Annotated in this window: 19 protein-coding genes; 4 read left to right on the top strand and 15 right to left on the bottom strand. The window is 68.5% G+C overall.

Annotated elements, in window-relative coordinates; all coding sequences use genetic code 11:
* Positions 1-11 precede the first annotated feature (11 nt).
* The 4 genes from BMW88_RS29845 to BMW88_RS29825 all read right to left on the bottom strand — a co-directional run bounded on the left by BMW88_RS29845 (position 12) and on the right by BMW88_RS29825 (position 3,898).
* On the bottom strand, positions 12-515 hold the full coding sequence (locus BMW88_RS29845) for a YbaB/EbfC family nucleoid-associated protein (RefSeq protein ID WP_143116311.1): 504 nt from the start codon (positions 513-515) through the stop codon (positions 12-14).
* A 1,358-nt stretch (positions 516-1,873) separates the two neighbouring features.
* Positions 1,874-2,128, bottom strand: a complete 255-nt coding sequence (locus BMW88_RS29835) for a hypothetical protein (RefSeq protein ID WP_143116310.1) — start codon at positions 2,126-2,128, stop codon at positions 1,874-1,876.
* Positions 2,129-2,146: 18 nt separating this feature from the next.
* Positions 2,147-2,518, bottom strand: a complete 372-nt coding sequence (locus tag BMW88_RS29830; RefSeq protein WP_218148252.1) for an ectoine synthase — start codon at positions 2,516-2,518, stop codon at positions 2,147-2,149.
* A gap of 45 nt (positions 2,519-2,563) precedes the next feature.
* A complete protein-coding gene (locus tag BMW88_RS29825) occupies positions 2,564-3,898 on the bottom strand; it encodes a preATP grasp domain-containing protein (protein WP_089956937.1) in 1,335 nt (444 codons plus the stop codon).
* 378 nt (positions 3,899-4,276) lie between these two features.
* Between BMW88_RS29825 and BMW88_RS29820 the strand changes: the two genes are divergently transcribed.
* Positions 4,277-5,530 carry an MFS transporter gene (locus BMW88_RS29820; RefSeq protein ID WP_089956934.1) on the top strand — a complete coding sequence of 418 codons (1,254 nt, stop codon included), beginning with the start codon at positions 4,277-4,279 and terminating at the stop codon, positions 5,528-5,530.
* Here the strand turns inward: BMW88_RS29820 and BMW88_RS29815 are convergent.
* From BMW88_RS29815 to BMW88_RS29785, 7 genes are read right to left on the bottom strand one after another with little or no spacing between them, the layout of a single operon-like run.
* Entirely contained in the window at positions 5,496-6,857 is a 1,362-nt protein-coding gene (locus BMW88_RS29815) for a class I adenylate-forming enzyme family protein (RefSeq protein WP_218148251.1), read from the bottom strand. The genes BMW88_RS29820 and BMW88_RS29815 overlap by 35 nt on opposite strands.
* On the bottom strand, positions 6,836-7,408 hold the full coding sequence (locus BMW88_RS29810; protein ID WP_089956931.1) for a beta-ketoacyl synthase N-terminal-like domain-containing protein: 573 nt from the start codon (positions 7,406-7,408) through the stop codon (positions 6,836-6,838). Before BMW88_RS29810 ends, BMW88_RS29815 begins: the two co-directional genes overlap by 22 nt.
* Positions 7,408-8,502: a beta-ketoacyl synthase N-terminal-like domain-containing protein gene (locus BMW88_RS29805; protein WP_089957174.1), complete on the bottom strand. Its 1,095-nt coding sequence runs from the start codon at positions 8,500-8,502 to the stop codon at positions 7,408-7,410. Before BMW88_RS29805 ends, BMW88_RS29810 begins: the two co-directional genes overlap by 1 nt.
* A 35-nt stretch (positions 8,503-8,537) precedes the next feature.
* On the bottom strand, positions 8,538-9,023 hold the full coding sequence (locus BMW88_RS29800; RefSeq protein ID WP_089956929.1) for a 3-hydroxyacyl-ACP dehydratase FabZ family protein: 486 nt from the start codon (positions 9,021-9,023) through the stop codon (positions 8,538-8,540).
* Complete coding sequence (locus tag BMW88_RS29795) at positions 9,016-9,450, bottom strand: acyl-CoA thioesterase (protein ID WP_177221460.1); 435 nt, start codon at positions 9,448-9,450, stop codon at positions 9,016-9,018. Before BMW88_RS29795 ends, BMW88_RS29800 begins: the two co-directional genes overlap by 8 nt.
* Entirely contained in the window at positions 9,447-10,817 is a 1,371-nt protein-coding gene (locus tag BMW88_RS29790) for an aminotransferase class III-fold pyridoxal phosphate-dependent enzyme (protein ID WP_089956923.1), read from the bottom strand. The genes BMW88_RS29795 and BMW88_RS29790 overlap by 4 nt, the downstream gene beginning before the upstream one ends.
* Before the next feature lie 3 nt (positions 10,818-10,820).
* Positions 10,821-11,102 (bottom strand): acyl carrier protein, encoded by a 282-nt coding sequence (locus BMW88_RS29785; RefSeq protein WP_089956918.1) that lies wholly within the window; start codon positions 11,100-11,102, stop codon positions 10,821-10,823.
* A gap of 194 nt (positions 11,103-11,296) precedes the next feature.
* Here BMW88_RS29785 and BMW88_RS29780 point away from each other — a divergent pair, with 194 nt between their 5' ends.
* Genes BMW88_RS29780 through BMW88_RS29770 form a run of 3 tightly spaced genes read left to right on the top strand, consistent with a single transcriptional unit; the run spans position 11,297 to position 13,937 of the window.
* The gene (locus BMW88_RS29780; RefSeq protein WP_089956915.1) at positions 11,297-12,184 is read left to right on the top strand and encodes an HpcH/HpaI aldolase/citrate lyase family protein; all 888 of its coding nucleotides are present in this window, start codon (positions 11,297-11,299) and stop codon (positions 12,182-12,184) included.
* Positions 12,181-13,401: an 8-amino-7-oxononanoate synthase family protein gene (locus tag BMW88_RS29775; protein ID WP_089957171.1), complete on the top strand. Its 1,221-nt coding sequence runs from the start codon at positions 12,181-12,183 to the stop codon at positions 13,399-13,401. The genes BMW88_RS29780 and BMW88_RS29775 overlap by 4 nt, the downstream gene beginning before the upstream one ends.
* Positions 13,398-13,937 (top strand): MaoC family dehydratase, encoded by a 540-nt coding sequence (locus tag BMW88_RS29770; protein ID WP_089956912.1) that lies wholly within the window; start codon positions 13,398-13,400, stop codon positions 13,935-13,937. Before BMW88_RS29775 ends, BMW88_RS29770 begins: the two co-directional genes overlap by 4 nt.
* Before the next feature lie 2 nt (positions 13,938-13,939).
* Here BMW88_RS29770 and BMW88_RS29765 read toward each other — a convergent pair whose 3' ends face one another.
* The 4 genes from BMW88_RS29765 to hppD all read right to left on the bottom strand — a co-directional run bounded on the left by BMW88_RS29765 (position 13,940) and on the right by hppD (position 18,408).
* Entirely contained in the window at positions 13,940-14,896 is a 957-nt protein-coding gene (locus BMW88_RS29765; RefSeq protein WP_218148250.1) for a quinone oxidoreductase family protein, read from the bottom strand.
* 103 nt (positions 14,897-14,999) lie between these two features.
* A complete protein-coding gene (locus tag BMW88_RS29760) occupies positions 15,000-16,289 on the bottom strand; it encodes an aminotransferase-like domain-containing protein (protein WP_342715254.1) in 1,290 nt (429 codons plus the stop codon).
* On the bottom strand, positions 16,286-17,356 hold the full coding sequence (locus BMW88_RS29755; RefSeq protein ID WP_245778156.1) for an alpha-hydroxy acid oxidase: 1,071 nt from the start codon (positions 17,354-17,356) through the stop codon (positions 16,286-16,288). The genes BMW88_RS29760 and BMW88_RS29755 overlap by 4 nt, the downstream gene beginning before the upstream one ends.
* Positions 17,353-18,408 (bottom strand): 4-hydroxyphenylpyruvate dioxygenase, encoded by a 1,056-nt coding sequence (gene hppD / locus BMW88_RS29750; RefSeq protein WP_245778155.1) that lies wholly within the window; start codon positions 18,406-18,408, stop codon positions 17,353-17,355. The genes BMW88_RS29755 and hppD overlap by 4 nt, the downstream gene beginning before the upstream one ends.
* Positions 18,409-18,421 lie beyond the last annotated feature (13 nt).

Here is an 18,421-nt window from a genome sequence, read left to right as displayed (position 1 = left end):
CCCAGCCGGTCTCAGTGCTTCTTGAAGATCGAGTCGCCGCCGAAGTCCTCGTCGTCGTCAGGACGAGGCGCGGGACGACGCACAGGCGGAGGAGGAGGCGGTGCCGCAGCGGCACGTTCCTCGTACTCCTCGTTGAACGCGTACCCCGCGGGCTTCGGCTGCTCCTCTTCCTCCGGCGGCGGCAGGTACTCGGTGATCATGCGGTAGGTCTCGGACCCGGTCCCCTCCACCGCACCGAACGTCTCGGCGACCTTCACAGCCGCACCGCGCTGCGCCTTGCGCGCGATCTCCAGGATCTCGCCGGACAGCTGCCCCGGCGCCTTCCGCATGGCGTCCGCGGTCAGCTCGAGCCCGGTCAACGCCCCGTTGGGCGCGACGCTGACGATGATCGACCCGTCCTTCGACGAAGCGGACCCACCAGCCTGCGCCAGCCCTTCCTGGACCGCGGCGGCCTTGGCCTGCGCCTCGGCGATCTTCGCCTCGAAGTCCCGCATCCACTCTTCGGGCGTCTTCACCAGCACTCCACCTCACGCTCGACCGTTCGGTCCAAAGGATTCCACAACCCCGTCGGACGTGTTGACCGAACGGCCGGAAAGACGCAAGTCGCACTCGCGAGGGAAGCGCACACCCGCAGCAGCGACGGCTGACGACCCCACCTGGCGGCCCACCCGTCACGGATCGGCCCGCCGGAGATATCCGGAGGAGTGGCGTTCACCGGATGCGAATCTGTGGTCACCACGGGAACGCAAGGAGGTCGTACTCGGCGAGCCTGGGAGCACGGAGTGGGCGGAGATCGGGAGCAACTCCGCGCGTCGAACATGCCGGAACAGTCCTCTATGGACCCCGCCTGACCCGCGCTGACCTGCAAGATTGTTGTTCTTGCAGGTCAGCGCGGTACCCGTGCCATAAGTCACACCGAAGAGGTCACTGATTCGATCCCAGTATCGCCCACAGCGTGTTTTACCAGGTCAGAGGACTTGTCGGAGGATCCCGTCGGCAGGTTCTTTGCGTTGCGTTGGGAGCAAATTGAGAGCACGGGCTCCCCACCAACTCGCCGGACCAGCCCGAAGTCTTGTCACCGAGATTCTCGAATTTGCAGGTCAGCAAGTACACCCAGGTCAGCAAGTACACCACTGCGGCATCGCAAGTGGCCTCTTCGTCATCGCCTAAGCGCTCACCAGCAAGGAGCATCGCCGGCGCTCTGGCCGCCCAGGTCCGCCCGGCGCGCGTTCAGTCCGGCGCCTCGATCATGGCCGGAGCCAACGCCTGAGTGCGATGGGGATCGTGGCGGAGCCACAACTGGAGTCGAACCTGGGATCAAAGCGTAAACGGGTGAGACCCCGTCCAGGCCAGAAGGGTCCTGCCACGTTGCCGGGCTCCTGTCTCATCGAGCTCGCATATCGGCAACGCGTGAAACTGACCTCCTACCGACGGGTGGATCGAACCTCGTCGACAGCAGGGAGTGCTCCACGTGGAGGACCAGGCGGAGATCCGCCGTCTTCATCGAGATGTGTGATGGTCTCGCGTTCGGGTGAGCGCTGGTGGTCGAAGTCCGAACTCTTCCAGGGACTTGCGCGACGGGAACCGCGCCGCGCGGATGCGCCGCTCACCGCCGTGCGACTCGCGGGCGGCGACCTCGCGCTGCATCGGCCGCCAGGAACTCCTCGTGCGTCCAGGACGCCGCCCGCGCCGCTCGACCGTCCCGGCCAGCGGCGGCGCTTTGATCGCCCGTGTGGGGTAGGCGACCGCGCCGAAACCGAAGCCGCGGCTGGGCGGGAACGAGGTCTCCGGACAGCCATTGGCCCGCTCGGGATCGGCCGGACGACAATGACCTTGATCCCGAGCGTGCAGCGGAAGGCGTTCATCGACTCGGTCAACAGTTACCGCTGCAGGCGGCCACCGCGGCCTCGATGACCTCAGTGACCATGTCGGCGCCGATGTGCTCGGCTACGCTGTAGCCGAGCGCCCTGCGGAGTGCCCGTCCCGTATCGCGCACAGGAAACATCTCGCCCTCACCACGGGACAGATACGTGATGTCGGTCGGCCACACGGCGTTCAGCTGGCTCTGGTCGAACTCGCGCTCGACGAGATCCGACGGGAACGACGCGGACGGGTCGGTCGCGGTCATGCGTAGCATGTGCCCGTCTCAATAAGTGGAGGCCTCAGTCTCGGTGAGGACGTGCCGTTCCGGCCCGATCAACGGCGGGTTGAACGTGCAGATGAGCCGCATGCCTTCGATTGAACGCAACAGGTGCGTCTCACCGCGCTCAGGCGCGTACATCGTCCCGACGCTGATCGGGTACGAAACGCCGTAGACGATCACCTCTCCCCGGCCCTCGACGCAGTAGCACGCCTCGAAGTGGTTGTCGTACCGCAGAATCGAGCTGGTACCCGGCGCCACCAGGGTTTCCGTCATGGAGAAGCCACGGCCGTCGGCGGCGAGGAGCAGTCTTCTGCTGTAGCCGTTGCCCCATGCGACATCGCGGTCACCACCGATCAACTCGCCAACAGTTCTCACCAGCACTGCGTCCCCCCTCAGCGGGCCCGGCGCCCGCCTTGTGCTTCAGACCGCGACGGGCACGGACAACGACTCGAGCCGACGCTGCATCTCCAGCGCCGCAGGAAGATCCTCTGCCACGAAGCAGCACCGGACCGTGCCGTTCAACCGGGTCAGATCGAGCCCCAGCACGACGCCCGCTCGCGTGGCCGGGTCGAGCGCCAGACCGGATCGGTCGAGCACGTCCACGGCGGCACCGAACGACGGAACCCGCCAGCCACCCTGTTCCAGAACCACCCGGTCCCCCAGGCGCTCGCGGCCACCGGCGCATTCGGCGATGGCGATGTGGAGATGGGAGCAACCGGTGATCCTCGCGTTCATCTCGGTGAACAGCAGTTCACCGTCGGGCGTGAGGATCGCGTCCGGGGAAAGCACGCCCCGATAACCCATGTCGCGGAACGGTTCGCACATCCGCCGCCCCAGTAGGAGAAGCTCGGCGAGCTGTTCGGGCGAAGGCGGCTGCGCGGGCAGGATGATGCCGGACAACACCGGCGACATCATCATTTCGCCGTTGCCGATCAGCTCGATCCCGTCGTCGGTGATCAGGTACTCGCCGTAGAGCGCGACCGAGTCCTCGTAGTAACGCTCGACGACGAGCCGGTCGTGCCGGTCACCGGTCAGCCAGTTCCACCGGCGCGCGACGTACTCCTCGACGGCGGCGCGGTCGGTGACGTGGACGACCTCACTGGCGCCGAGCGGCCGGACTCCCGCACGCCGGCTGACCACCTCGTTGCCCAGGCCACCGATCTGATGCTCCTTCTTGAGGATCACCGAGTGCCCGTCGGCGAGCAGGCTCTCGATCGCCTCCACCGCGTCTCTCCTGTTCGTCACGACCGCGCCCGGAGCGATCGGCACGCCGATGCCCGCGGCGACCGCACGGAACACCGCCTTGCTGTTGATCAGCGTCGTGCCGCTCTGGCCGGCGAAACGGGCGCCAGGAAGCTTGTCCTCCGCGCCCAGTGCCCTCGCCACGGCGACGACGGCAGGATCCGGGTGGACGGGAATGATCTCCCGCAGTGCCCGCCCGTCCAGCACGTTCCGCAGTTCGGCCAGGAATCCGCTGTCCTCCAAGCGATCCGGCGACAGGAGGTGCTCGCCCAGCTCTCCTGGCGGAGGAGTGACCAGTCGCAAGGACGACCGCCGCATGCCCCGCAACGACATCACGTAGTCGAGGAACGCGTCCTCCGGCATCCTCGGCAACACGACCACGTCGCCGTCGCCGGCGAACCACACCATCCGCTGCGCACCGATCCCGGCGGACACGCGTTCTTCCTCGGTCTGCGCCGACAGGATGCCGACCATGTCCTCGGTCCGGTTGTTGCTGATGTACAGCGTCGTCATGCCGATCCCCCCGACGGAGTGGTCTCCGGATCGTGTCCGAGACGCGTCGTGAAGGTGTCCCCCACCGTTCGGCAGACCACCGCCACCGGCGGCACTTCTCAACGGGAACGGCGAAACCCCTCAGCCACAACGGAATGCGTCACCAGCAACAGAGCCCCCGGAGTCCGCGCGACGCGGACCCGGCCGAACGTAGGCAACTTCGCACTGGGCGTCAAGCGTTCCGATCACCGACGCGCGGATGCCGACAGCGGTTTCCTGCCCCTCCGGTGTTCAAGTGATCGATTCTGCGGTTGCACGCTTCGTCGGCTCCGCGCAGGCTGATCCCGCTAACATCTGCCGGGCGAACAGCCGTCGAGGCCGGTCACCTGGGGGGATGAAGTGCTCACGAAAACACGTGCCGAACTCGCGGCCCTGGTCCTCGCCAACGCCATTTCGGCGTGTGGCACCGCCATGACGTTCCTCGCCGTCCCATGGTTCGTCCTGCACACGACCGGCAGTGCCGTGCAGACCGGTCTGGTGGCCACCGCGGAAACCGCCGGACTCGTTCTGAGCTCCGCGATGTCCGGCCCACTGATCGACCGGTTCGGCGCGCGGCGGTCCGGGATCACGGCGGACGTCGTCGCTTTCGCGGCGGTCGCGGTGATCCCCGTGCTGCACCACCTCGGCCTGTTGGCGTTGTGGCACATCGTGGCTCTCGCACTGCTGCTCGGCCTGAGCCGCGCACCGGGCGACGCGAGCAGGGTGACGTTGCTGCCGTCGATCGTGAGCAGGTCCAGCACTCCCATGGAGCGGGCGGCGAGTGCGTACGAGGGAGCCACGCGCGGCGCACGAATGCTCGGTGGCCCACTGGCCGGTGTGCTCATCGTGTGGCTCGGTGTGCCACCGGTGCTTGTGGTCGACGCGCTGACGTTCCTGCTGTGCGCCGCGCTGGTGCGGTTCTGCGTGCGGCCCGACGAGACGCGGGAGCGGCCGACCGGTCGATACCTCGCCGAACTGGGCGAGGGGCTGCGCACCCTGCGCGGAGACCGGCTCGTGCTGGTCTTCGTGATCATGACCATGGTCACGAACCTGCTGGACGCCGCACTCGTGGTCGTCATCCTCCCGGTCTACGCGAGCGAGGTCCTGCACAGCAGTGTCGCGCTCGGCCTGCTCGTCGGTCTCCCCGCGGGAGGGGCACTCGCCGGAGCGACGCTCTTCGGCTGGCTGGGACCCAGGTTGCCCCGATGGCAGACCTTCGCCATCTGCTACCTCCTCATGGGGTGTCCTCGTTTTTTCGTGCTGCTCGCCGAGCCCGGACTGCCCGTCCTGATCGTGACGATGTTCGCCGCAGGCATCGCCGGAGGCGCCATTAACCCGATCATGACGACCGTGGAGTACCAACGCATTCCCGAGGACAAGCGAGGCCGGGTCCTGGGTGCGGGGGCGGCCGGGGCCATGCTCGGAATGCCCGTGGGCACGGCTGCCGCGGGTGTTCTCGTCACCACGGCCGGGTTGCACGGCACGATCGCGTTGCTCGGCACGATCTACCTCGCCGCGACGCTCACCGTCTTCGTGTTCCCGGTGTGGCGTGAGATGAACGCTGCCGAACAAGCCGCTGTCACTTCTGGAACACCATCGGATCAGCCACACTGACGACGATCCGCCTCGGCCGCTCCGCAGGCAGCAGCGAGGCGGCGAGCGCGCTGCGCACCCGGCGTGCGGTGTCCGTTCCCCCGTCCGCGACGACGACCTCCAGATCCAGGTGCACCTCACCGTCCTCTGTGGATTCCACTCGAGGTGTGCAGCTCAGCACCCCGGGAACGGCGGCTGCCGCCTGCCGTACCGTGGTCAGCGACACCTTCTCACCCCTGACCACCACGAAGTCGGACTTCCGGCCGCGGAAGTACAGGTAGCCGTCGTCGATCCAGAACACGTCACCGGTCGCGATCACACCCGGCCGTACGAAGGGCTGCGCGGCTCCGATCTTGCACACCAGCACCGTGTCGGACTCGACCAGCAGTTCGCCCTCGGACGCTCCGTCCCGGATCGACGCGCTCACCCCCGGCATCGGCAGGCCCACCGACGAGTGCCGCCGGGCCGGCTCCGCGTGCGCGGCCAGCGTGGAGACGCGCGGGCCGGCCTCCGTGAGGCCGTAGGTGAGGTAGAGCTCACCCTGCGGATGCAACGCCAGCAAGCTCTGCACGTGGTCCGCGTTGATCTGGTCGCCTCCCACGGTGAGCGCTCGCAACACCCGCGGCAGACGATCTCCGGCCACCAGCAGCGATCGCGCCATCGTCGGCGTGATCGACGACGACGTGCAGAGGTGTCCTTTCAGGACGGAAAGGAAGGAGGGCGGTGCGAACGGTGGCCCGGTGACCACGAGACCGGCTCCGGAAACCAGCGCCGCGAACACTTGGGCGACCATCGCGTACGAGTAGTGCAGCGGCAGCGTGACCAGCACGACGTCATCGCGATGCAACTCCACTGATAGTGCGTGCCGAGAAGCATTGCGCAGCAGCGAACCGACCCGGTGCACACAGGCGCTGTAGCTCCCCGACGTGCCAGAGGTGAGCATCAGAACGTCACCTGGCGCCACGTCGCTGTGTGGTCCGCGATCGACCACGATCACCTGAGCCGAACCGATGCGACGCGCCGACCCGACGCCCCGCACTGCGGCATGCGCCCGTTTGGTGATCAGCGCCTTCGCACCGACCCGGCGGAGCAGTTCGGCGAGCCGCGCGGACGGTGTCGCCGGCGAGACGGCGAGTGGCACCAGTCCCGACACCAGGACCGCGAAGTAGTGGCTGAGCAGTTCGGCTCCGTTGGCCAACGCCAGCACCACCACACCGCCGGCAGGCAAGCCGAGCGTTGCCATGTCCTCCAGGACGTCGTCCAGTACTGGCCGGTCGTGGCCGGGATCGTCCACACGCGACAGAAATGCTTCGACCACGTCCCTGGTCAGCGCGAGCTCGGCGGACAAACCACACGCTCCTCCAACCGTTCCGGCGGCGACGCCAGGAGCACCGAGCAGAGGTCGACAGGCTTGCCTTCGCCGACGATCGCGCAGTTCACCACGTGCTCCCCCGCTTCCGTCACGAAGTGCGCGGCGAGCACCACGTACCGCGCGGCAGCCGAGTCGAGCCAGCCGCGCACCACCGCTACACCGGCGCCGAGTGCGGCCGCCGGACTCGTCGACAACACCAGCGAGGGGCCGCGGAACCGCCGTCTGATGCACGTGAGGCCTGCCAGCACACCGGGGTTGGCACCGGCGAAGCGCAACGGTGACACGCGTCCTCGCGCCGCGCCCAGGCCGATGGCGTGCATCGTGCCGGTGGTCGCGACCTCGCTGATGACGACGACGCCCACCTCATCGCTCACCTCGCCCACCTGGTCGCCGGCCTGCCCGAGCGCTCGGTCCACGGCCTCCGCGACGAGCCACGCGACCGAGTCCGCGTAGAACGACGGCGCGTTGTGGTCGAACACCGCGGGGTCCACGACGATGAGCGAGCCCAGTCCCAGCACGGGATCCATCACGGCGTCCCGGTGAACACCAGGCAGGTGTTGAACCCGCCGAAACCCAGGGTGAGGCTGACACCGGCGGCACCACGGAACGGGCGGGCCGCACCGGCGGCCACCTCCGGCACGAGAACGGCGATAGGCTCAGCAAGTCCGAGCACGGGCGGGACCACACCCTCCCTCAAGGCGAGGATCACGGTGATCGCCTCGATCGCGCCGGTGGCACCGAGGCTGTGGCCCAGCGCTCCCTTCGTGCCGAACACGAGCGGCCCGGGAGGCAGGCCGGTGAAGATCCGCGACAGAGCCGTGGCCTCCGTCGTGTCGTTCATCGACGTACCCGATCCGTGCGCACTCACCACCGCGATGTCCGCCGGCGTGAGGCCGCTGCCCCGCAATGCCCTGTCCACCGCCAGAACGATGCTGTCCCCGGATTCGTCCGGGCTGGTGAGGCCGCTCGCGTCGTTGGCGGAGCCGGCCCCGGCGAGCCGCGCGTGCACCGTCGCCGAGCGCGCTGCCGCGGACGATTCGGACTCCAGCACCACGAAAGCCGCGCCCTCGCCGAGCACCATGCCGTCGCGGTGCTGGTCGAACGCGCGCAGTTCGCCGGTGCTCATCGTGCCGAGCGCGCTGTGCCCCAACCGTTTCGCGGGCGTCACGACGTCGGCGCCGCCGCACACGCACATGTCGCAGATGCCCGCACGGATGAGCTCCGCACCTATCAGGAGCGCGTCCGAACCCGCCGAACACGCCGTGGCGACGGTCACCGGTGGGTTCGGGTGGCCGAGCCGTTCGACCGCACTGGTCGCCCAGCTGTCGACCGTGCCCTCTGCTCCGTCGAGGTTTCCGGCGTAGCTGGAACCGAGCACCACCATCACGCGCGGATCACCGACTGTCAGACCGGCGTGCGCGAACGCGCTCTCCAGTGTGCTTGCCGTGAGGGTGATCTGGCGTTCCGCCGGCGGATCTGGTGCGGGTGGCGCAGCGACCATCGCCGCGGCGGTCGTGCGCAACGCGTGCCGCGAGGGAACCGGCCGGACCCCGCACCCGCCCGCCAGCAAAACGGCCCACACGTCGTCCAGTCCGGTCCCCAGCGGGGTCGTCCACGCCATGCCCGTCACCACGGGCGGAGCCGACGACCGGGTCGTCACCACAGTTGCGCGCCCAGCTCGGCCACCGGCGTCCTCGTCAGCGTTCCCTTGAACAGGGCGACCGTCCGGTCGTCGACCCGCGCCGTCGCGGAGAAGAAGAAGGCCTTGCCCATCAGGCGGTCCACCCGGACATCGAAGAACACCTGGTCTCCGGGCACGACGACCCTGGTGAACCGCGACTTGACCGAGCCGATCAGGGTGATCTCGTCATCGTCCAGCCGGGAGGTGGACAACTGGTACAGAACGATCCCGGACTGGGCGAACGCCTGCATGAGGTGGCTGCCGGGGAAGATCGCACGGTCGGGGAAGTGTCCCGCGACGCAGTCCAGCGCGCCGGACACCGACAACACGCTCACCAGCCGGACTCCTGGCTCGTAGTCGGTGACCCGGTCGATGTAGATCATCGGGTGGCGATGCCGCAACCACTGCTTGATCTCCGAGAAACCGAGTGTGCGGGCGGTTTCCACGAGCTGGTCAGTCATGTCCCGTCAGTCCTCTCCAGGCCTGGCGAACGGGCGCGGGAAGTGCGGTGGGGCGCCCGTTCGACCGCTCCACCGCCGCCAGGAAGACGCGTGCGTCGACGAGTACGGTGCGTTCACCGCCGTCAGCGGCGCGATACAGCGATCCGCACGCGCGGATCTGCGTGCCGCCCACGTGCTCGAGTCCGATCTCGGCGGTGAGCACGTCGCGATAGCGGGCCGGGGCGCGGTAGGCGATCTTCAGCTCGGTGACGACGAGTTCGATCTCCCGCGCGGCAAGTGCGGCCAGGCCGTGTTCCGTCGATTCGAGCAGGTCCAGCAGCGCGCTCTCGACCAGCGACGCGTAGCGGGAGAAGTGCACCACTCCGGAGGCATCGGTGTCGACGTGCTCCACCTGGTGCCGCCACGCCACCGGAACCGGCGTCGTCACGACAGGTCCTCGAACACCCTGGTTCCCGCGCACAACCGGTCGACGATCAGGTCGGCTTGGTCGGCAGTGGTCACGAGCGGCGGCGCGATGCGCATTGCCGGGTGCACGTAGCGCAGCCCGTGCGAGCGCCGGCCAGCTCCGGCCATGAACTCCACGTAGACGCCCGCCCTGACCAGTTCCGTGCGCAACGCGCCGAGCTTGCCCGCGGCCTTGCCGGTGAGCTCGACGCCGTGCAGCACACCGATACCACGGCTCTCCGCGTAGATCTCCGGAAACCGCCGCACGAGTCGTGTTCGCAACGCGTGCGACAGGTGCTCGCCCACCGCTTTCGACTGTTCGAGCAGGCCTTCCGCGACGATGTGGGCCAGCCCGTCGTTGATCACGGCGCACGTCAGCGGACGCAGATCCGACGTGGCGACGGCACCGGTGGCGCGCACGCCCAGCTCGCTCCGCGCGAAGACCATGGATGTCGAGAGCGCTCCCATGCCGAGGCTCTTGCCGATGACCGTGATGTCGGTGTGCACGGGAGCGCCTTCGTCGACCATCGCGAAGAACCGGCCGGTCTTGGCGAAGGTGAGGACTTCGTCGGCGACGAGCAGAACCTCGTCCCGCACGCACAGATCAGCCAGGGTGCGCAGGTAGCCGGGTGGTGGCAGGAGAATCCCCGCGTCTCCCTGCACCGGTTCCACGAACACCGCGAGCAGCCGGTGCGCGTTGGCCGCGAAGAAGTCCCGGAGCAGGGCCACGTCGCCGAACGGAACGTGTTCGACGCGGAGACCGTCCTCACCCGTCGGCAGGCCGGGCAGTCCGACGCGGTAGTGCCTGCGGTTGAGCAGGGGCAGCAACCCGTCGGTCCAACCGTGCCAGGCACCTTCGAACACCAGGATGGTGTCCCGCTGCGCGCGCTCGGGCCGGTACCGCAGTCGCCGCCCGTCGAACCGCGACTCCAGCACCAGCCGCAACGCGAGCTCGACACCTTCCGAACCCGAGTTCCGCCCGCTCACACGATAACGGCCCTCGGGAAAGTGGTCCCGCCACAGGCCTTCCGCGCCGAGCAGCCGCTCCAGCAACCTCGCCCGTTCCAGCGAGCCGACCTCGTCGGTGACGTAACCGGATTCGCCGAGGCCGCGATCGAGCGCACCGCGGACAGCGGGATGGCCCGCGCCCAGACACGCGCTGCCGTAGCCACCGCTGGCATCGATCACCGAGAACAGTTCGCCGTCACGGCTCAGATCCGCCATCTCGATCTCGACACCACTTGCGCGCACGCTGCTGAACGGCAACCGTGCACGGCCGTAGTGGTTGAGGTGGTGTTCCTGCGCGAACCGCAGACTCCGCAGGTCCGCGCCGCCGAGGGAAACCGTCATGGCTCAGCGCTTCTCGGCGGACTTCGCGAGATCCTGCCGCGCCGACACCCGGCGTTCCACCAGTGCCACGACGCTCGCGATCGTGCCGAAGTTCTCGGGGTTGAACTCGTCGTCCGGGATGGTGATGCCGAACCGGTCCTCGCACTGCACCCGCAGTTCCGCGAAGCCGAGCGAATCCAGCCCGTACGCGTCGCGCAGGCTGTCGTCAGGATTCATCTGGTCCTTCGGAACCTCGACGAACACCTCGGACGCGAGAACTTCCTTGATGGTGTGGATGATCTCCATAGGCCCTCCCCCAAGAGCAGCAGTGCACCGAAGCTAGCGAGCACGCCGAACCGGTGTCAACAACGACCGATGGTCGGATGTGGACCGTCCAACCTCAGTGCGGTGTTTTGTTGGCCCGCAGGGCACAACGGCGCTAGGTTCGGACCGGCGAGCAGAAGCCGGCACGTCCGGTAGCACGCTATGGGGGGAACTTCATGAGGTACACCAAGCATTTTCGATCGATGCTGTTCACTCCGGCGACGGCGGTGGACCGGTACCGGAGGTGCCACCAGTCCAGCGCAGACATCTGCGTGGTGGATCTGGAGGACTCGGTCGCCGCCGCGGACAAGGAGATCGCGCGCAGGGACGCGGCCATGTTCTTCTCCGCTCCGTCGGCCGCGGCACGCCGTTGCGCGGTGCGGGTCAACGCGGTCACCGAGCCAGACGGGCTGCGGGATCTGGTCGCGTTGCTCGACTACGAGGTGCGGCCGAACATCGTGGTCGTCCCGAAGGCCGAATCGGCCAGGGACGTCGAGATCGTGGAGCAGGTGCTCGGTGGCGGCCGCGCGGATCTCGAGATCTGTGCGGTGATCGAGACTCCGCGAGGGTTGGAGAACGCCCTCTCGATCGCCGAGGCCTCCGAATCCCTGCGCGCACTGATCTTCGGTGCCGCCGACTACTCGTTCGCCGTCGGGGCGCGGCGCACATGGGAATGCCTGCTGTCCGCGCGCGCACGGGTGGTCAACAGCGCGCGGGCGGCGAACATCGAGGCGGTCGACTCGCCCGTGTTCGAGTTCGCCGACCTGGATGCTCTGCGCTGGGAGGCACCGCTGTCCAAGGACCTGGGCTTCAGCGGCAAGGCGGCGATCCACCCCGGCCAGGTGCCCGTGATCAACGACGCCTTCTCGCCGGACGCGGACGTGCTCGCGCTGGCACAACGGATCGTCACGGCGGGCAAGGCGAACGGCCGTGCCGTGACGTCCGTGGACGGGGTGATGGCGGGTCGGCCGTTCTTCGATGCGGCACAACGACTTCTTGACGAGTTCGAACCACCCGCCGAGTCCGCGTCGCGGAGCGCCGGCAAAGGAGAAGCATGGGCATGAGCGTGCACACCGCGGCAGGGGTCGTGGGACCTCGCCGATACCGCAACAACGAGAAGATGCTCGCATTGGCCGACCCCGTCTGGCAGGCAGCCGCAGACGAAGGCCTGCTCAACCTCGACGTCGAGGTCGCGGGCAACCGGCTCGTCGACACCGGCCGCGGACACGAGTTCGTGAACCTGTGCTCGTGCTCGTACCTGGGGCTCAACCGTCACCCGGCGGTCATCGAAGGCGCGGTCGAAGCGTTGCGGGCAGAGGGTTCCACCGCGCTCTCGGTCTCCACGACCCGCGTGCGCCCCGCGATGCTGACCCGCCTGGAGGACGAGCTCGGCGACCTGTTCGGCGGCACCGCGCTGGCCGGCCTCTCGTGCAGCGCCCTCACCTCGGGGATCCTGCCGCTGGTCGCCTCCGGCCATCTCGCTCCGGATGGTCCCCGGGTCATGGTTTTCGACAAGATGAGCCACTTCTGCATGTCGTATGTGAAGCCGGTGTGCGCGGACGAGAGTCTGGTGCTGACCATCGACCACAACGACCTCAACCAGCTCGAGGACATCTGCCGCAAGTACCCGTCCGTCGCCTACGTCGCCGACGGCGCGTATTCGATGGGTGGCACGACGGCGCTGGAAGGCCTGCTGGAACTCCAGCAGCGCTACGGCCTGTTCCTGTTCTTCGACGACTCGCACTCTCTTTCCGCGGTCGGACAGCGCGGCGAGGGCTTCGTGCGCTCGCGGATCGAGCCGAACCCGCTGACGGTGATCGTCGCGAGCCTGCACAAGGCGTTCGGCGCCAAGGGCGGCGTCGTGCTGCTGGACAGCCCGCGGCTGAGGGACTTCCTGCTGCGCCACGCCGGAGCGATCGCCTGGTCCCAGAACATGGGGATGGCCGACGTCGGCGCGGCACTGGCGAGCGCCGCGATCCACCGCTCGCCCGAACTCGGTGAGCTGCAACGAAAGCTGCGGAGCAACGTCGCCCTGTTCGACGAACTGCTGCCCACTCCGTTCGCGGGCGACGGCATGAACATCCGCTTCGTCGAGGTCGGCGACGCCGACCTCGCGGTCGCCCTCTCCGCCGGCCTGTACGAACGCGGCTTCTACAGTTCCGCGGTCTTCTTCCCGATCGTGGCGCGCGGCCACGCGGGCATCAGGATCATGGTGAGGGCGGACCTGGCGCACACCCAGATCACCCAGTTCGCTTCCGCCGTCCGGGAGCTGACCGCATGACCACCGAGCCACGTCCGGCGCCCACCGGATACGAGCGTGTCGGCGACAACAGGTACCGGGAACTCCTGGGGTTCGACTACGAGGGGTTCGTGGTGGGTGCGGTCTTCGAGCACCGGCCGGGTCGGACGGTCACCGAGATGGACAACGTCCTGATGAGCACGCTTTGCATGAACACGTCACCGTTGCACATCGACGCTGCCCACTGCGAGACCACTCAATGGGGCCGGCCGCTGGTGTCGAGCCTGGTGACGTTGAGCATCGTGAGCGGCATGAGCGTGCGCAGCACCAGCGGGCAGGCCGTCGCCAACCTCGGCTGGGACTCGATTCGCCTGCACCACCCCGTTTTCGCCGGTGACACGCTCTACGCCGAAAGCGAGATCATCGCCAAACGGCCGTCCGCCAGCAGACCCGGTCAGGGAATCGTGACGGTGCGTACCACCGGTTCCACCGCCAAGGGGGACGTGGTGCTGACCTTCGAACGGAGCTTCCTGGTTCCGCTGCGCGAACACAGCGGGGAACACAGCGGAGACCAGTAGCGCTACTGACCCGCCCACGTGCGGCGCACGTCGACGAGCACCTTGCCCGTGGTCTCCCGCGCGGCCATCGCCTCGTGCGCCGCACCGATCTCGTGCATCGTCACCACGCGATCGACCGCGGCGACGATCTCGCCCCGCAACGCCATCCCGAACACCTCTCCCGTGACCTTCTCGTACAACGCGCGGTCCTCGATGACGTGCCGCATCCAGAACCCGAACACGCCGACGGACGGCACCCCCAGGTCGTCGTCGATCGACAGCTGGTCGGGACCGGGGTACCGCGAGCCCACCGACACGACCCTGCCGAACGGACGGAGAAATCGGAGCGCGGCCCTCATCAGCGGCCCTCCGACGGTGTCGATGACGAGGTCTGCGCCACCGTGCGTGGCCTCGCGCACCTCCTCGGCCAGCCCGGGTGACGCCGGATCGAACGTGACGTCGGCACCGAGCGAGGCGACGAACGCCCGCTTCGGCCCGGTTGACGCGATCCCGACGACCGGGCCCGCGCCCAGAGCCTTCGCCACCTGGACCGCGAGGTGTCCCACTCCTCCCGCGGCCGCGGTGACGACGACGCTCTCCCCCGGCCGGATCCGGCCGGCCGCCGTGAGCGCCGCGTACGCGGTGCCGCCCTGCTCGAGCAGGGCGGCCGCCTGCAGGTCGTCGATCCCGTCCGGGATCACGACGGCGTGCGCGTCCCGCACCGCGGCGACCTCCGCATATCCGCCGCCCTCGCGCAGCAGGGCGGCGACCCGGCGTCCGTCGGACCGGCGGACACCTGCGATCTCCGCCCCCAGCACCGCGGGCAACGGCCGCGCGGGAACACCGGTCCGATGGCTCAGATCGGCGAAGTTGACACCGGCGACCGCCACGTCCACCAGGCTCTCCCCCGCCGCGACGGCTGGCTCCGGTACCGACTCGACGCCGAACACGCCGGCGCCGCCGAATCGACGGATCACCACCGCCCGCATCGCTCAGCCCTCTTCCCGCGTGCATTCGCCGGCGTTCCGCCGCTGTGCGAGTGCGCGCTGTTCGCAGTCGAACGCGGCCGACGGCCTCGGATGATCACCGAACGACACCGCTCTCGCGGATCTGCTCGCCGGCGAACGCGCGGAACCGGTTGAGCCCTTCCTCGATCTGGCCGGGCGCCAACGCACTGCAGGACAGGCGCAGCTGATGTTCGCCGCCCGAGCCGCGGTAGAAGTGGCTCATGGGTGTCCACAACACCCGATGTCCGCCCGCTGACCGCTCCAGCGCTTGGTCGTCCGCCACGAAGGGCACGTCGACCACCACGAAGAACCCGCCCGCGGGTGTGTTCCAGGAAAGCTCCCCACCGGGGAACCGCTCGGCGAGCCCGTCCAGCAGCAGGCGGCGGTTGCGCCGGTAGACATCGCTCTCCCGCTTGGTCGCCGCGACGAGGCTGTAGTCGTGTTGAAGCAGCTTGCCGCCGACGACGGCCTGTGCGAGCGGGGAGGTGTTGACGGTCGTCATGCTCTTGATCTTCGAGAGCTCGTCGGCCAGCACCCCGCCGCCCGACACCGGTTGGTCGGCGACCACATAACCGATCCGGGCACCGGGGAAGCAGGTCTTCGCCAGCGAGCCCAGATAGACCACACGTGTGTTCTCGTCCAGCCCCTTGAGCGTCGGCGGCCGCTCGTCGTGGTCGCCGAACAGGCCGTACGGGTTGTCCTCCAGCACCAGGAAGTCGAGTTCTTCGGCGAGGCGGAGCAGTGCGCGCCTCGTCCTGACGTCCATGCTCGTGCCGGTCGGGTTGGCGAAGTCCGGCACGACGTACACGGCCCGCGGGCGCCGACCGGCCGCGCGAGCACCGCGCACTTGGTCTGCGAGGTGGTCCAGGTCGATGCCACCGGCGCCGGAACGCACCGGCCGCAGCGGCATGTCGACCAGCTGGGCCGCCCCCGCTATGCCGACGTAGGTCGGTGACACGGCCAGCACGACATCGCGCTCATCCGCCCGAAGGGCGCGGAGAACGAGGAACATCGCTTCCTGGCAACCCACGGTCACGACCACGGCCTCCGGGTCGACGACCACGCCCTCGTCCACCGCCAGGTTCGTCGCGATCAGGTCGTGCACGATCCCCTTGGTGCGTCCGTACTGGAGCAGCAACCGGCGAACCTGGCTCGGATCAAGCCCCTTGCTCACCTCCAGGTGTTCCCGGAACCGCGCCAGGCACCGTTCCACGTCCTCGATCTCGAAGTACTTCTCGGTCGGCCGGCCGGCGGCGAACGAGATCGCGTCGCGGAAGCGACCGGCGACCTCGTTGAGGAAGTTCATCGACTCCAGGACCGGATCGCTGAGCGAGGCGTGCAGATCCGCCACCACCAACGGTTTCACCGACGACCTCCGCTCCGAACGAGACACCGCAGTCCGCGGATCGCCGCCACGTCCCGGCAACCCGACAACGTCATCGCGTCCGCGAGCTCGTCGCGCACCAGCGCGAGCACGTCGGCCACACCCCGTTGTCCGTCCGCTGCCAGCCCCCAGAGCACGGGACGGCCCAGCAGCACCCCGTCGGCGCCGAGCGCGACCGCCTTCAACACGTCCAGGCCGGATCGGACGCCGCTGTCCAGCAACACGTCACACCGACCGGCCACCGCGTCGAGGACGTCCTGGAGGGCCTCGGCGCTCGCCACGGCGCCGTCGAGCTGGCGGCCTCCGTGATTGGAGACCACGATCGCATCAACGCCGGCCCCGGCCGCGGTCTTCGCGTCGGCGGGATCCAGAACTCCTTTCACCACCAGTCGAAGCCGGGTGCGTGCCCGCAGCCAGGCGAGGTCGTCCCAACACAACGCCGGGTCCACCAGCAGGTCGGTGTGCCGGGCGACGACCGAGGAACGCCCGGTCTCAGGCAGGTTCGCCGCCGTGACGTCGGCGGGCAACGTGAAGCCGTTGCGGATGTCCCTCAGCCGCTTGCCCATCCTCGGCAGGTCGGCGGTCAGCACGAGCGTCCGGCAGCCGGCGTCCTCGGCTCGCGCGACGAGATCGGCGGTGACGGCCCGGTCCGCGAACCAGTACAGCTGGAACCAGGTCAGCGCACCGGTCGCGGCGACATCCTCCACCGACACGCTGCTGAAGGTCGACACCGTGAACGGGACACCCGCGGACTTGGCGGCCCGCGCGGAGGCCAGTTCGCCTTCCGGATGAAGAAGCCGTTGGTAGGCCATGGGTGCAACGGCGAGCGGTGCCGACACGTCGGTGCCGAGCAATGTGGCGTTCGTGACCGGGCTGGCGACGCCGGAGAACACCCTCGGCACGACGCGGATCAAGTCGAACGCCTCGATGTTCGCGGCCAGCGTGACCTCGGCTCCGCTACCACCTTCGACGAAGTCCCACACCTCTGCGGGCACAACGGACTTCGCCCGGTCAGCGAAGTCTGTTGTGGACAGTGCGGCTGGGGTCACGATGAGCCCCTGGTGCGTTCCAGCTCGACGGCCTCGTACAGCGCCTTGATGTTGCCGCTGCCGAAGGTCTGCGCACCGAGCCGTTCGATGACCTCGAAGAAGAACGTCCGCCGCGGGTGGGTCGACCTGGCGAAGATCTGGAACAGCTGGCCCGCGTGGTCCTCGTCGACGAGGATGTTCAGATCGCGCAGCTCACCGACGGCGTGCGCCGCGAGTTCGACGCGTTCGGGCAGCAGACGGTAGTAGGCCGCCGGGGTCTTCAGGAACTCCACCCCTCGTTCCCGCAGCGCGCCGACCGAACGCACGATGTCGGACGTGGTGAAGGCGATGTGCTGCACACCCGAGCCGCCGTTCTCCTTCACGAAGTCGTCGATCTGCCCCGCTTCGTGGTCCCTGTCGGGTTCGAGCAGCGTGAGCACGACCTCGCCGGACGGCGACTGCACCACCTTCGAGTCCATCGCCTGCCTGCCGACGACGATGCGTTCCTCGAACGTCTGGCTGAACCCCAGCACGGAGACGTAGAACTCGACGGTCGGTTGCAACTGGCCTGCTTCAAGACACACCGCGAAGTGGTCGAGCCTGCCGAGTCCCGTGCCGCCGCCGGGCGCGTCCTCCTCCACCGGGGTCAGCCCCGCCGGAAGCGATCGCGCCCCGGCTGGTCGCTGCACGAAGGTGTGCACAACGTCTCCGAACGCCCGGATCGTGGCGTGCACGGTGTCGGCGCGTTCCGTCGGCGCAAGAACCGCGGTCGCTCCCCTCGCGACCGCTTCCTCATACGCCGCCTTCGCGTCCGAAGTGCTCAGCGCGATGTTGGCGACCCCGTCACCGTGCGTCTGCACGTAGGCGGCCGCGGGGTGGTCGTCGCTCGTCGCCTCGGTGAGCAGGACGAGGATTTCGCCCTGACCGATGGCTATCGAGTGGTGGTCATCGGCTCGGCCGCGCGCGACGACGCGGAACCCGTAGCTCTCGGCGAGTTCGGCCGCGCGGGCCTCGGCGTCGGTCACGTAGAACTCGACGTGGTCGAGTCCGAGACCGGACAGTGCTGTGCTCACAGTTCCCCCAGGT

Source organism: Lentzea xinjiangensis, assembly GCF_900110955.1.
In the GTDB taxonomy this organism is placed as follows: Bacteria; Actinomycetota; Actinomycetes; order Mycobacteriales; family Pseudonocardiaceae; genus Lentzea; species Lentzea xinjiangensis.
Note: the sequence above shows the minus strand (reverse complement) of the source record. Positions and strands in the feature narration are given on the sequence as shown.

What these genes read in the sequence shown, in the direction of transcription:
- BMW88_RS29785 (WP_089956918.1), bottom strand. Translation starts at nt 11,102, where the DNA reads ATGGAGATCATCCACACCATCAAGGAAGTTCTCGCGTCCGAGGTGTTC.
- BMW88_RS29775 (WP_089957171.1), top strand. Translation starts at nt 12,181, where the DNA reads ATGAGCGTGCACACCGCGGCAGGGGTCGTGGGACCTCGCCGATACCGC.
- BMW88_RS29825 (WP_089956937.1), bottom strand. Translation starts at nt 3,898, where the DNA reads ATGACGACGCTGTACATCAGCAACAACCGGACCGAGGACATGGTCGGC.
- BMW88_RS29780 (WP_089956915.1), top strand. Translation starts at nt 11,297, where the DNA reads ATGAGGTACACCAAGCATTTTCGATCGATGCTGTTCACTCCGGCGACG.
- BMW88_RS29790 (WP_089956923.1), bottom strand. Translation starts at nt 10,817, where the DNA reads ATGACGGTTTCCCTCGGCGGCGCGGACCTGCGGAGTCTGCGGTTCGCG.
- BMW88_RS29800 (WP_089956929.1), bottom strand. Translation starts at nt 9,023, where the DNA reads ATGACTGACCAGCTCGTGGAAACCGCCCGCACACTCGGTTTCTCGGAG.
- BMW88_RS29805 (WP_089957174.1), bottom strand. Translation starts at nt 8,502, where the DNA reads ATGGCGTGGACGACCCCGCTGGGGACCGGACTGGACGACGTGTGGGCC.
- BMW88_RS29810 (WP_089956931.1), bottom strand. Translation starts at nt 7,408, where the DNA reads ATGGATCCCGTGCTGGGACTGGGCTCGCTCATCGTCGTGGACCCCGCG.
- BMW88_RS29835 (WP_143116310.1), bottom strand. Translation starts at nt 2,128, where the DNA reads ATGACCGCGACCGACCCGTCCGCGTCGTTCCCGTCGGATCTCGTCGAG.
- BMW88_RS29770 (WP_089956912.1), top strand. Translation starts at nt 13,398, where the DNA reads ATGACCACCGAGCCACGTCCGGCGCCCACCGGATACGAGCGTGTCGGC.